The 13,469-nt window shown below is 64.7% G+C and carries 12 protein-coding genes; 8 read left to right on the forward strand and 4 right to left on the reverse strand.

Translation table 11 applies throughout. The features are described from left to right. Positions 1-14: 14 nt before the first annotated feature. Positions 15-848, reverse strand: a complete 834-nt coding sequence (locus WN73_RS33340; RefSeq protein ID WP_011086566.1) for a cytochrome c oxidase subunit II — start codon at positions 846-848, stop codon at positions 15-17. Between the two features lie 554 nt (positions 849-1,402). Between WN73_RS33340 and WN73_RS33345 the strand changes: the two genes are divergently transcribed. Continuing rightward, the gene (locus tag WN73_RS33345) at positions 1,403-2,311 is read left to right on the forward strand and encodes a DUF2189 domain-containing protein (protein WP_271556391.1); all 909 of its coding nucleotides are present in this window, start codon (positions 1,403-1,405) and stop codon (positions 2,309-2,311) included. A gap of 42 nt (positions 2,312-2,353) precedes the next feature. Here WN73_RS33345 and WN73_RS33350 read toward each other — a convergent pair whose 3' ends face one another. Then, complete coding sequence (locus WN73_RS33350) at positions 2,354-3,553, reverse strand: DUF2865 domain-containing protein (protein WP_271556393.1); 1,200 nt, start codon at positions 3,551-3,553, stop codon at positions 2,354-2,356. Between the two features lie 143 nt (positions 3,554-3,696). Further along, the gene (locus WN73_RS33355; RefSeq protein ID WP_271556395.1) at positions 3,697-4,002 is read right to left on the reverse strand and encodes a hypothetical protein; all 306 of its coding nucleotides are present in this window, start codon (positions 4,000-4,002) and stop codon (positions 3,697-3,699) included. Between the two features lie 290 nt (positions 4,003-4,292). Between WN73_RS33355 and cysS the strand changes: the two genes are divergently transcribed. The 4 genes from cysS (at position 4,293) to WN73_RS33375 (ending at position 8,581) form a co-directional block, all read left to right on the forward strand. Beyond that, a complete protein-coding gene (cysS, locus tag WN73_RS33360; protein ID WP_271556397.1) occupies positions 4,293-5,675 on the forward strand; it encodes a cysteine--tRNA ligase in 1,383 nt (460 codons plus the stop codon). Positions 5,676-5,790: 115 nt separating this feature from the next. After that, entirely contained in the window at positions 5,791-6,282 is a 492-nt protein-coding gene (locus WN73_RS33365) for a GNAT family N-acetyltransferase (RefSeq protein WP_271556399.1), read from the forward strand. 178 nt (positions 6,283-6,460) lie between these two features. Continuing rightward, positions 6,461-8,074, forward strand: coding sequence for a citramalate synthase (cimA, locus tag WN73_RS33370; protein ID WP_271556401.1), 1,614 nt, complete (start codon positions 6,461-6,463; stop codon positions 8,072-8,074). Between the two features lie 129 nt (positions 8,075-8,203). Beyond that, positions 8,204-8,581, forward strand: coding sequence for a VOC family protein (locus tag WN73_RS33375; RefSeq protein ID WP_271556403.1), 378 nt, complete (start codon positions 8,204-8,206; stop codon positions 8,579-8,581). Between the two features lie 181 nt (positions 8,582-8,762). Here WN73_RS33375 and WN73_RS33380 read toward each other — a convergent pair whose 3' ends face one another. After that, a complete protein-coding gene (locus tag WN73_RS33380; RefSeq protein ID WP_028170865.1) occupies positions 8,763-9,368 on the reverse strand; it encodes a TIGR00730 family Rossman fold protein in 606 nt (201 codons plus the stop codon). A gap of 200 nt (positions 9,369-9,568) precedes the next feature. Between WN73_RS33380 and WN73_RS33385 the strand changes: the two genes are divergently transcribed. The 3 genes from WN73_RS33385 to WN73_RS33395 all read left to right on the forward strand — a co-directional run bounded on the left by WN73_RS33385 (position 9,569) and on the right by WN73_RS33395 (position 13,275). Continuing rightward, complete coding sequence (locus WN73_RS33385) at positions 9,569-11,524, forward strand: ABCB family ABC transporter ATP-binding protein/permease (RefSeq protein WP_271556406.1); 1,956 nt, start codon at positions 9,569-9,571, stop codon at positions 11,522-11,524. Between the two features lie 77 nt (positions 11,525-11,601). Then, positions 11,602-12,306, forward strand: coding sequence for a phosphatidylserine decarboxylase (locus WN73_RS33390; RefSeq protein WP_257784524.1), 705 nt, complete (start codon positions 11,602-11,604; stop codon positions 12,304-12,306). 87 nt (positions 12,307-12,393) lie between these two features. After that, entirely contained in the window at positions 12,394-13,275 is an 882-nt protein-coding gene (locus WN73_RS33395; protein WP_028170867.1) for a CDP-alcohol phosphatidyltransferase family protein, read from the forward strand. Positions 13,276-13,469 lie beyond the last annotated feature (194 nt).

The raw sequence follows: 13,469 nt of genomic DNA on the forward strand, positions 1-13,469 counted from the left end.
CGACCTGCATTCTCCTAGTCGTCGCCGGAATTGTACTTCGCCCTCACAACGGCATTTCGACCTGACAATCCGGCAAACGTCTTCTGCTGCTCCAGCCAGGCGTGATAGTCGCTCTCTGCCTCGACGATGACCTTGGCGCGCATCTGGTAGTGAGCAGCGCCACACAGCTCCGCGCAGAGAACATCAAAGGTTCCGGTTCGGATCGGCCTTATCCAGAAATAAGTGACCATGCCCGGCACCATATCCATCTTGGCCCGGAACTCAGGCACGTAGAAATCGTGCAGGACGTCAACGGACCGGAGCAAGACTTTGACCGGCTTCCCGATCGGAAGATGCAGGTCGCCATTTTCGATCACGACGTCGTCCTGGCCGTGCGGATCGTCGCGATTGAGACCCATCGGGTTCTCAGGACTGATGTTGCGGACATCGGACGTGCCCAACCGGCCATCCTTCCCCGGCAAGCGGAAGCTCCACTGCCATTGCTGGCCCATGATCTCGACCTCGGTGGCATCTGCCGGAACGGTCACGAACTGGTGCCAGACGACCAGGCCGGGTGCGAGCATGGCAGCGACGCCGACGCCGGTCCCGACACTGAGCCACCATTCAAGCTTCTTGTTTTCGGGATTGTACGCGGCCTGTCTTCCCTCCTTATGGTGAAAGCGAAAGACGCAATAGGCCATGAACAGGATGACCGCGGTAAAGACGAACCCGGTGATCCAGAACGTGATGTTGATCGTGTCGTCGATGTAGCCCCAGTTGGTGGCGATCGGCGTCCACCACCACGGGCTGAAGAGGTGAAACAGCACCGAACCGATCGCGATCAGAAGCAGTATCAGTGCGACAGCCATCCTGAACCATCCTTGCCAACAAAGGCTGCGGATACGAATCCAGGGCGGAGCTCGCGTCTGTCGCGATGGCTGACTTTCTCTATGCTGGTTCTATGCTGACATATGCGCCATCGCCGCGCCTCTTGCCTCGCCCCTTCAACCGGTCGCGATATCAAGAGAAGTTCGCGACCGCCAATCTCACCGGAGCTGGGGGCGTCTACATTTCTAAAATGATCCCCCGCGAACCCGGCGTCAATAGCATGTCAACGAGCTTAGGCGGCGTGGGCGATCGATGTTGCCGTGCAAGCTCGCCATCGTCAGTCGCATTCTCGATGTGATGCATCGCACAAAATATGCGACGCACAATTTCACCCAGCCGGGAGCGCTGGTCATTCCACATCGCACGCGCTAAGCTTGGAGCGCAGGTCGCGACGGGTTTCGTCCGGCTAAGCTCCTTCCTCGTTGAGCCTGGAACTGCCGTACTCGGCTCGATCGCGTCTCCCGCACTTAAGGGCGGACACGCGTGGCCGGAAAGCGCGCCGTTCTCCGCCGCGACTTCAGAGGAGGGTGTGTCCATGGCCACTCTTTATTCCGACAAGATCGTCAAGCGGCACCTGTTCGGTGAGGCGGTCTCTTATCCCATTCGCAAGATCGGCTTGCTCGACTTGAAAGAGGTGCTGCGCCTGGGCTGGGAAGATTTCCAGGCGATGCCGAGTCACGCGATCGTCGTCTGCGTGATCTATCCGGTTCTCGGTCTCGTCCTGTTCAGGATGGTCCTCGGCTATTCGGTCCTGCCGCTGCTGTTTCCGCTGGCCGCCGGGTTTGCCTTGATCGGTCCCTTTGCCGCGATCGGCCTCTACGAACTCAGCCGCCGCCGTGAGCGCGGCGAGGAGGTCGATGCATGGGATGCGGTCAAGGTGCTGCGCGCACCGTCCTTCGGCGCCATGCTCGAGCTCGGCGTGCTCTTGCTTGTCCTGTTCGGGGTCTGGATCGGCGTCGCGAACGCGATCTATGTCACCATCTTCGGTCACGCGGCGGCTGCAAGCATTCCGGACTTTGCAACCCGCGTGCTGACCACGCCGGAAGGATGGTCGCTCATCATCGTCGGTTGCGGTGTCGGCTTCCTGTTTGCGGTCGCGGCGCTATGCGTCAGCGTCGTATCGTTTCCGTTGATGCTCGATCGGCATGCGACGGCGATCGATGCGATCCGTACATCGCTGCAGGCGGTGGCCGCCAATCCGGTCGCGATGGCGGGGTGGGGGCTGATCGTCGCGGCGCTGCTCGTGGTCGGCTCGCTGCCGTTCTTCGTCGGTCTCGCTGTCGTCCTCCCGGTGCTCGGTCATGCGACCTGGCACCTTTATCGGAGAGTGGTCGAGCCGAATCCGAATCCGCCGGACGAACCGCCGCCCCCGCCGAAGGGGAAGCGATATGCCGCGGATTTCCCGGCCAATCTCTTCCCGTGGAGCCGCGAGGGCGAGGAGTAGCTGCGAGACCCGGTGGGCGGACGACGGTGCGGCAGGGCTGAGCTACTTCTGCTGCTGCGGCAGGAAGGTCGGTCCGACTGAACGGATCGGCTTGTTCTCCGAGTTCGTCGGAGCCGTGCCGGTATCCGCCGGCGGCGTCGCGGCCGGTGCGGTGGCCGTCGTCGGCGCCGGAGCAGCTGTGCCCTTCTTGGCCGTCGTTGCAGGCGCGCCCTTGTTGAGCCGCTGCTGCTGCATCTTCTTGGCGCTCTCCTCGGTGACGATGATGTCGCCCTGCTGCTCGGCCGCGGCCTTGTCGTCGGCCGACTTCAACGCATCCGCCCAGGTCTGGCCCGCCGCCTTGCAGGAGCAGGACGGGTTGAACTCGCTGCGGAATTTGAATGCGGTCGGCAACGCCGTGTAGGGCTGGCCGCTGATGGAGACCGCGGAGTTCATGTCTTCGCCGGGATTGCGATGGGTGTAGAGCACGGCTTCCGCGGCCGGGCACAGCGCCTTGCAGGTCTTCTCGTCGTCCGGGAAGCGCGCCGGCACGGTCGCAAACGAGACCGGGAAATAGGCGCCGTCGCAGGTGCGCACGCATACGGTGCGGTAGGTGCCGGATTGCGGGCCGAGATCGGAGGGCGGCACGCTTTGCGGATTGTTGGGGTTGTTGTTGCCGCCGAACAGATTGCTCAGGAAGTTGCCGCCGCCTTGCGCCTGCGCGGCGTTGGCGTATTGCGGGCCGCAATTGTTCTGGGCGAGGGCCACCAGCACCGAGCGGCGCTGGCTGTCGCGTTCCGGGCTGAAGCCGCCGGGGCCGCCGCCGCGCAGGCGTTCGAGATTGCCGGTGATCTGGTCCAGATTGGCGCGCATCTGCTGGATCTGGGTGTTGACCGGGCCGCACTGCGCCGACTGGCCGTTGAACAGTGAGAAGAAGCCGGAGGAATCGCAGCCCATGCGCTTGGCCTGCATGGTGACGCGGTCGAGCTCGGCCTGCTGCTTGGCTTGGGAATCCTGATAGCGGCGGATCTGGTCTTCACGCGCGGGGTCACCGCCGCCGCCACGATCGAGCGCGGCGAGCTGGCCTTCCAGCCGCGCGCACATCGGATTGGGGCCTAGCCCGTTCTGGCCGGGCTGAGGCGGCGGTCCGGGCGGGCCGGCCTGCGCGAAAGCGGCGTTGGCGAGCATGACGGTGCTCAGGAGCACGGTGCAGGCAAGGATTGAGCGGGCACGGGAGAGAGTCAAAAATTCAGGCATATCCGCCATTCTAGCGAGGTCACGGCCCGGTGTGACTTTCCAACGTGGCTTGGGGGGCCGAAGCGCGCCCTCCCATAGCCGCTTCCTGCGGCATCGTCACGTCGTTTCAGGGGCCAAAGATTGGGCCTAAGGTCCGCCAGTGCCGAGCGAATTCAGCGCTGGCAGGTGATTGCGACATATTCGTCGCAATGGCCATGGGAGCAGTTTGCGCCGGTTTTGGGGACAGAGCCGGTAATTTCGTCGGGATCGACCCGGCGATAGCTTGAGGCCTGGGCAAAATCCCGTGACTGGCAATAGGTGCGGGCGACCTGCGCGCCGCATCTGTCGCCCTTGGCCAGGCACTGGTCGATGCCGTAGCCGTCCGCCTGGTTGGCGATGATGAAGACGCGGGTCTCGGCGAATGCGCCGGACGCTGCGATGATGGCGGCACAGGAGACGAGTACAAACAGGGATCGCATGGGTAGCACCGGGGGGTGGGGGAACCGCCAGCTTCCGAATAAAGTCAAAAGGTTAATGATGATGAACCATCATGGCGGGGCGGCCGCGCTTTGAGGAGATAAAACGGCATTTTCGCGGCTCTCTTGACGCGGGGGCGCCTGATAGCCCATATGTGGCCGCATGTACGGTCTCCTCGCCATTTGCGCCATTTGCCGCGAGATTACGAGCTAGCGATTCGCTGGCTGGAGCCGTCTTTTCTCAAAAACATTGAGAGCCTTGGACGCCCGGCCAACAGCCGACGGGTATCCATATGGAATTGCGCCTCTACGATACGCTGACCAAGGAAAAACGGCCGTTCGTGCCGCTCGATGCGAACAACGTCCGCATGTATGTCTGCGGACCGACGGTCTATGACTTCGCCCATATCGGCAATGCCCGGCCGGTGATCGTGTTCGACGTGCTGTTTCGGCTGCTGCGCCATCTCTATGGCGAGGCGCACGTCAAATACGTCCGCAACATCACCGACGTCGACGACAAGATCAACGACCGCGCCGCGCGTGATTTTCCAGGGCTGCCGCTGAACGAGGCGATCCGAGAGGTCACCGAGCAGACGGGCAGGCAGTTTCACGCCGACGTGGACGCGCTTGGCGCGCTCCGGCCGAGCGTCGAGCCGCGCGCGACCGAGCATATCGGCGAGATGCGCGAGATCATCGAGAGGCTGGTCGCCGGCGGCTTTGCCTATGTCGCCGAGGACCATGTGCTGTTCTCGCCGCAGGCGATGAACGCGGCCAATTCCACCCTGCCGCGCTACGGCGCGCTGTCCAATCGCTCGCTGGACGAGATGGTCGCCGGCGCCCGCGTCGATGTCGCGCCCTACAAGAAGGGCAGCACCGACTTCGTGCTGTGGAAGCCGTCCAAGCCCGGCGAGCCGTCATGGCCGTCGCCGGCCGGCATCGCCGCGCAGGGGCGCCCGGGCTGGCACATCGAGTGCTCGGCGATGGCCTGGAAGCATCTCGGCGAGCACTTCGACATCCACGGCGGCGGCATCGATCTCGTGTTTCCGCATCACGAGAACGAGGTCGCGCAGACCTGCTGCGCCTTCCACCGAGAGCGCATGGCGAACTACTGGATGCACAACGGCTTCCTGCAGGTCGAGAGCGAGAAGATGTCGAAGAGCCTCGGCAACTTCATCACCATCCATGAGCTGCTGGCGGATTGGCCGGGCGAGGTGCTGCGCCTGAACATGCTCAAGACGCATTATCGTTCGCCGATCGACTGGACCATGAAGTCGCTGGAGGAGAGCGCCAAGACGCTCGACGACTGGTATCGCGTCGCGGCCGACGTCGATCCCGGCCGTCCCGCCGCGTCCGTGGTCGAGCCGCTGCTCGACGACCTCAACACCTCCTTGGCGATCGCGGCGCTGCATGGCCTGCGCAACAGCGACGTGAGTGCATTGGCAGGATCGCTGCGGCTGCTCGGCTTTCTCTCCGAGAGCGCCGCGCAGTGGGAAGATCGCAAGCAGAAGGCGAGCGGGGTCGATGCCGGAGAGGTCGAGCGCCTGATCTCGGAACGGACCGCAGCCCGTGGACGGAAAGACTTCAAAGAGTCCGACCGCATCCGCGATCAGCTCGCCGCGATGGGCGTTGCGATCAAGGACTCCAAGGAAGGGACGACCTGGGAGTTTTCGCGATGAAGCGGCCCGACACGCCTTTTCCGCGGCACTGGCTCTACTACATCGCGCTGAAGGTCCTGCTGCTCGCTGCCGCGGTGGCGCTGGCGCTCAAGCTCTATGGGATGTGGTGAAGACGATGGGACAGACTTTGCCAAGGCCGGGCTTGCGGCCCTTCCTGCCTGATGACGTTCCGGTGCTTGCGGCGATCTTCGCCGCGAGCATCGAGGAGCTGACCGGCGACGACTATACCGAGGCGCAGCAGCAGGCCTGGATGGAGGCGGCGGAAAGCGAAGAGTTCGGCAAGCGGCTCGCCGTCGACCTGACGCTGATCGCGACGCTGGAGGGTTCGCCCGTGGGCTTCGCCTCGCTGCAAGGGGCCGATCACATCCGCATGCTCTATGTGCATCCGGCAGTCAGCGGGCAGGGCATCGCGACCATGCTGGTCGATGCGCTGGAGAAGCTTGCCGGCGGCCGCGGCGCGAAAAGCCTCTCGGTCGATGCCAGCGACAACGCGCAGGGCTTTTTCGCCAAGCGCGGCTACGTCGCCATGCAGCGCAACAGCATCACCGTAAACGACGAGTGGCTGGCCAATACGACCATGAAGAAGACGCTCGGAGCACCGCAATGAGCAAGGAGCGTGGTCACCAAGCGCGATCCTCTCTCCGCTCCCTCCCCCCTTGTGGGGGAGGGTTGGGGAGGGGGGTAGCCCCGCACTCCGACCACCCGTGTGGCACCCCCCTCCCGACGATGCTGTGCATCGTCGACCTCCCCCACAAGGGGGGAGGTAACAAGAACGGACGCTCGCGATGAGCTCGGCACAAGCAAAGAAAGAGCGCCTCTATCTGTTCGACACCACGCTGCGCGACGGAGCGCAGACCAACGGTGTCGATTTCACGCTGACCGACAAGCAGATCATCGCCGCGATGCTGGACGAGCTCGGCATCGACTATGTCGAGGGCGGCTATCCCGGCGCCAATCCGACCGACACCGAGTTCTTCGGCAGCAAGCCGAAGTTCAATCACGCGCGCTTCACCGCCTTCGGCATGACGCGCCGGGCAGGGCGCTCGGTCTCGAACGATCCGGGCGTTGCCGGTCTGCTCGAAGCCAAGGCCGACGCGATCTGCTTCGTGGCAAAGTCTTCGGCCTATCAGGTGCGCGTCGCGCTTGAGACGACCAAGGAGGAAAACCTCGCCTCGATCCGCGACAGCGTCGCAGCCGCCAAGGCCGCCGGCCGCGAGGTGATGCTCGACTGCGAGCATTTCTTCGACGGCTACAAGGAGGATGCCAGCTTCGCGCTCGCCTGTGCGAAAGCCGCCTATGAGGCCGGCGCGCGCTGGGTGGTGCTGTGCGACACCAACGGCGGCACCATGCCGAACGAGGTCGAGGCCATCGTCACCAAGGTGACCAGGCACATCCCCGGCGCTCACGTCGGCATTCACGCCCATAACGACACCGAGCAGGCGGTGGCGAATTCGCTCGCCGCGGTGCGCGCCGGCGCGCGGCAGATCCAGGGCACGCTGAACGGCCTCGGCGAGCGCTGCGGCAACGCCAATCTGTGCTCGCTGATCCCGACCTTGAAGCTGAAGCAGGAGTTTGCCGACGCCTTCGAGATCAGTGTGACGCGGGAGAAGCTCGCTACCCTCGTCAAGGTGTCGCGCACGCTTGACGACATGCTCAACCGCGTGCCGAACCGGCATGCGGCCTATGTCGGCGAGAGCGCCTTCGTCACCAAGACCGGCATCCATGCCTCCGCCGTGCTGAAGGATCCGCAGACCTACGAGCATGTCTTGCCGGAACTGGTCGGCAATCACCGCAAGGTGCTGGTCTCAGACCAGGCCGGCCGCTCCAATGTGATCGCCGAGCTCGACCGCGCCGGCATCGCTTACGAGAAGAGCGATCCGAAGCTGACGCGCCTGGTCGAGGAGCTGAAGGAGCGCGAGGCGGCCGGCTACGCCTATGAATCCGCCAACGCCTCGTTCGATCTTTTGGCGCGCCGCACGCTCGGCAAGGTGCCGCATTATTTCGAGGTCGAGCAGTTCGACGTCAATGTCGAGCAGCGCTACAACGCGCTCGGCGAGCGCGTCACGGTGGCGCTTGCGGTGGTCAAGGTCGACGTTGCCGGCGAGCATCTGATCTCGGCGGCCGAAGGCAACGGTCCCGTCAACGCGCTCGACGTCGCCTTGCGCAAGGACCTCGGCAAGTACCAGAAATATATCGAGGGCCTGAAGCTGATCGACTACCGCGTCCGTATCCTTAATGGCGGCACCGGCGCGGTCACGCGCGTGCTGATCGAGAGCGAGGACGAGAACGGCGACAGCTGGACCACGGTCGGCGTGTCCCCGAACATCATCGACGCCTCGTTCCAGGCGCTGATGGATTCGGTGATCTACAAGCTCGTGAAATCGGGCGCGCCGGCGTAGTTTTGATGCTGTCATTCCGGGGCGGTCCGCAGGACCGAACTATGGTGCGCCATTGCGCACCTGAGAATCTCGAGATTCCGGGTTCACGCTGCGCGTGCCCCGGAATGACTGTGGGAGGGGAGCGCACCAATGATCGACCATATCTCCGTCGGCGTCAGCGATCTCGATCGCTCCGCAACATTCTACGAGGCGACGCTCGCCGCCCTCGGCCTCACGCATCTCGTCACGCGGCCGCGCACGGTCGGCTTCGGCAAGGCCTATCCGGAGTTCTGGATCAACTTGCGCGAGGGCATGCCGCCCGTAGCCCCGGAGAGCGGCGTGCACATCTGCCTGCGGGCGAAGACCACAGCCGAGGTCGATGCGTTTCATGCCGCCGCGCTGTCCGCCGGCGGCGCATCCGACGGCGCGCCGGGCATCCGCCCGCACGACCGCGTGCGCTACTACGCGGCCTTCGTCGTCGATCCCGACGGCAACCGGATCGAGGCGGTGACGTTTCCTGCGGAATAGAGCGTTATCGCCACGAAGGCGGTGCGCTCCCTCTCCCGCTTGCGGGGGAGGGTTGGGGTGGGGGTATCTCCACGGGCGAGAACCCCCAAGAGGAGAGAACCCTCACCCGCCGCTATGCGGCGACCTCTCCCGCAAGCGGGAGAGGTGACGGAGCCCGCGGTGAAATCGAGCCAACCAATCGTTACAGCTTGCGCGCCACTTCCGGAGCGAGCTCTTTTTCCGCCTCGGCGAGCTGCGCCACGGCGGCCTTCAGCTTCGGCAGGATCTCCTCGACCCGATCGGCCTTGAGGATGTCAACCGAGAGGCCGGCACGGATGAACTCGGTCTGACGCATGTGCGACAGCAGCGAGAACAGCGGCTCCCAGAAATTATCGATATTGGCGAGCAGCACGGGCTTGGCGTGACGGCCGAGCTGCTTCCAGGTCAACTGCTCGACCAGCTCCTCCAGCGTGCCGACGCCGCCCGGCAGCGCCACGAAGGCGTCCGAGCGTTCGAACATCAGCCGCTTGCGCTCGTGCATGTCGGGGGTGACGATCATCTCCTGCACGCGCGTCAGCGCGTTCTCGCGCATCCGCAGGAATTCGGGAATGATGCCGGTGACGGTGCCGCCATTATCGAGGACGGAGGTTGCGACCGAGCCCATCAGGCCGAGCGAGCCGCCGCCATAGACCAGGCGGATGTTGTTCTCGGCGAGCGCCTTGCCGAACGCCTTGGCGCCTTCGGTGAAGCGGGGATTGGTTCCGGGGCCGGAGCCGCAATAGACACAGACGGTTTTGATCGTGCTCATTGGTGCCATGATGCATTGCAGCGAAGAGGCGTCAAGCCCAATCGGTGATTCGGACCTCCCGGAAATCTACCGGTAAATGGCGACAAACAATCAAAGATTCGCCATCTGGCGGGGTGCGCTCGCTCCCGGAAGCTTCTATATGACGAGCGAAAATCGTTAATCGCACCGCGCCCGCATCCGGCGGGCTTTCAGGCTTCTTGATGAACCAACCTCATTCGCCGCCCGGCGCCGACGTGCCAGATCCCGCCGGCGGGCCGCTCGAGCGGGCCACCCTGATGGGCACGCTGGCGCACCTGTGGCCCTATATCTGGCCGGGCGACCGCTTCGACCTGAAGATGCGCGTGGTCTGGTCGATGGTGCTGCTGCTCGCCGCCAAGCTGATCACGCTGACGGTGCCGTTCAGCTTCAAATGGGCGACGGACGCACTGACCGGCGCGAACACCGCGCCGGTGCTGCCCGACAATTGGCACCTCTGGGTGATCGCCTCGCCATTGCTGCTGACGGCGAGTTACGGCGTGACGCGTATCCTGATGGCGGTGCTGACGCAGTGGCGCGACGGCCTCTTCGCGCGCGTCGCCATGCATGCAGTGCGCAAGCTCGCCACCATCACCTTCATCCACATGCACGAGCTGTCGCTGCGCTTCCACCTCGAGCGCAAGACCGGCGGCCTGACGCGCGTCCTCGAGCGCGGCCGCGAGGGCATCGAGGTCATCGTGCGCATGGTGATCCTTCAGCTGATCCCGACCATCGTCGAGGTTTCGCTGCTGCTCGCCGTGCTGCTCTGGCAGTTCGACTGGCGCTACGTGGTGGCGACGCTGATCACGGTCGCGGTCTACATGTACTACACCTACATCGCGACCGAGTGGCGGATCGGCATCCGCCGCAAGATGAACGATTCCGACACCGAGGCGAACACCAAGGCGATCGACTCGCTGCTCAACTACGAGACCGTGAAATATTTCGGCGCCGAGGCGCGCGAGGCGCAGCGCTACGACCGCTCGGTCGCGCGCTACGAGGAGTCGAGCGTCCAGGCCTATACCTCGCTCGCGGTGCTCAACACCGGCCAGGCCGTGATCTTCACGCTGGGGCTGACCGCTACCATGCTGATGTGCGCCATCGGCGTGCGCAACGGCACCAACACGGTCGGCGATTTCGTGCTGGTCAACGCCATGATGATCCAGCTCTACCAGCCCCTGAACTTCATGGGCATGGTCTATCGCGAGATCAAGCAGGCGATCATCGACATCGAGAAGATGTTTGGCGTGCTGGGACGCGAGGCCGAGATCAAGGACGGCCCCGACGCGCAGCCGCTGGTCATCTCCGCCGGCATCGTGCGTTTCGAGGACGTGCGCTTCGCCTATGAGCCGGCGCGTCCGATCCTGAAGGGGATCAGCTTCGAGGTGCCGGCCGGCAAGACGGTCGCGATCGTCGGCCCGTCCGGCGCCGGCAAGTCGACCATCTCGCGGCTGCTGTTCCGCCTCTACGACATCTCCGGCGGCAGGATCCTGATCGACGGCCAGGACATTCGCGAGGTCACGCAGGCGAGCTTGCGCGCGTCCATCGGCATGGTGCCGCAGGACACCGTGCTGTTCAACGACACCATCCGCTACAACATCCGCTACGGCCGCTGGGACGCCAGCGATGCCGAGGTCGAGGAGGCGGCACGCCTCGCGCAGATCGACAATTTCGTCCGCATGGCGCCGAAGGGCTATGAGACCCAGGTCGGCGAGCGCGGCCTGAAACTGTCGGGCGGCGAGAAGCAGCGCGTCGCGATCGCGCGCACCGTCTTGAAGGCGCCGCCGATCCTGGTGCTGGACGAGGCGACCTCCGCGCTCGACACCCACACCGAGCACGAGATCCAGGGCGCCCTCGACCGCGTGGCGAAGAACCGCACCTCGCTGGTGATCGCGCACCGGCTTTCGACCATCGTCGGCGCCGACGAGATCATCGTGCTGGACCAGGGCCGGATCGCCGAGCGTGGCACCCACGCAAAGCTGCTCGCGCAGGGCGGCCTCTATGCCAGCATGTGGAACAGGCAGCGCGAGGCGGAGGCCGCGCGCGAGAAGCTGGCCAAGATGGCCGATACCAGCGAGGCGCCCAACCGGCAGCCGCCGCCGGTCGAGGACGCCCTGACGACGCCTGCGGCTGCGGAGTGATCTTGTCTCCGGTCCCAACTCTGGCCTAAACAACTCCAGCGCGCGGGACGCCCTGCGCCATCAACCCTGAGCGGCAGATAGCGATGTCCATTCTCGATTCCATTCAGCGTCAGATCCCGCCGATCCACAAGGAGGGCTATCCCTTCATCGGCGGCTTTGCGCTGGCAAGCCTGATCCTGTTCTGGCTGTGGTCGCCTTTGGGGTGGATCGGCACCATCCTCACCGTATGGTGCGCGCTGTTCTTCCGCGACCCCGTGCGGGTGACTCCGGTGCGCGAGGGGCTGGTGGTGTCACCGGCCGACGGCCGCGTCTCGATGATCACCATGGCGCTGCCGCCGGCCGAGCTCGGGCTCGGCGACCGGCCGCTGCCGCGCATCTCGGTGTTCATGAGCGTGTTCAACTGCCATGTGAACCGCAGCCCGATCGCGGGCAGGGTGGACCGCATCGCCTACCGGCCCGGCCTCTTCATCAATGCCGAGCTCGACAAGGCGAGCGAGGACAACGAGCGCAACTCGCTGGTGATCACGACGCCCACGGCACGGATCGGCGTGGTCCAGATCGCAGGGCTGATCGCCAAGCGCATCGTCTGCTTCGTCAGGGAGGGCCAGGCGATCGGCGCCGGCGAGCGGTTCGGCCTGATCCGTTTCGGCTCGCGCCTCGACGTCTATCTGCCAGTCGGCACCAAGGCGCTGGTGTCGGAAGGGCAGACCGCGATCGCCGGCGAGACGATTTTGGCCGATCTTGCCGGCGACGACCCGAGCCGCGCCTACCGCGCCAATTAACCAATAAGTCGGTCCCTGGGGCCCTTCCGCCGCAATGGCGGAGGGGGACGCGGCTTGCTATATCTCGCCTCAAGGTGAGGACGAGCCATGACGCCCTATGACATCAAAGACCCTGACGTTCGCCGCCGGCGGTTCCGCCCGATTCCGGTGCGGATGCTGGTGCCCAACGTCATCACGCTGCTGGCGATCTGCGCCGGCCTGACGTCGATCCGGCTGTCGATCGAGGGGCGGATGTCGCTCGCCGTCTACGCCATCGTGTTCGCCGCCGCGCTGGACGGCATCGACGGCCGCATCGCGCGCATGATCAAGGGCCAGTCCAAGTTCGGGGCGGAGCTCGACAGCCTCGCCGACTTCGTCAATTTCGGCGTGGCGCCCGGACTGATGCTGTATTTCTGGCAGTTGCACGAGCTCGGCAATGCCGGCTGGATCGCCGCGATGGTGTTCGCGATCTCCGGCGGCCTGCGTCTTGCGCGCTTCAACGCCACAATGGACGATCCCAACAAGCCGGCCTTCGCCGCCAATTTCTTCACCGGCGTGCCGGCGCCGGCCGGTGCGATCACGGTTCTGCTGCCGATCTATGTGGCGTTCCTCGATCTCGGCCGCGCGCCCGCGGCGGTGACGGCGGCCTACACGCTGCTGATCGCCTTCCTGATGGTGTCGCGCCTGCCGGTGTTCTCCGGCAAGACCAAGCGCATGCGCGTGCCGCCGGAACTGGTGCTGCCGGCCTTCGTCGCGGTGATCGTCTTCATTGCTATCCTGATCGCCTATCCCTGGCACGTGCTGTCGATCGGCACGGTGCTGTATCTTCTCGCTTTGCCGCTCGGCTACAAATCCTATCGCGACCAGGCGCGCGCGATGGAGGCTGCCACGCCTGCGGGAGGCGAGATCTCGTCGCCGCCGTCGGCGCCGACGCTGGCGAACCTGTCGGAGCCGCCGCACGACGACGACCGGCCCGGACGGCTGCACTAAAGCGCGATGAGATTTGGCTGAAACCTCATCGCGCTTTAGGTCGTTGTTTGAGCATGATCTTTTCGGAAAACCGCTGCGCACTTTTCCGGATCATGCGCTGAGCGTTTTTCGCGGATATCTGCCATGAAGGCGCGCTGAGTTGGGTTGAGGCCCGATCTCGGCTATATCGCCCTGTGCCGGCGGCATCGCGTCAA

Origin of the sequence: Bradyrhizobium sp. CCBAU 45394 (assembly GCF_028128655.1) — a bacterium.
In the GTDB taxonomy this organism is placed as follows: domain Bacteria; phylum Pseudomonadota; class Alphaproteobacteria; order Rhizobiales; family Xanthobacteraceae; genus Bradyrhizobium; species Bradyrhizobium diazoefficiens.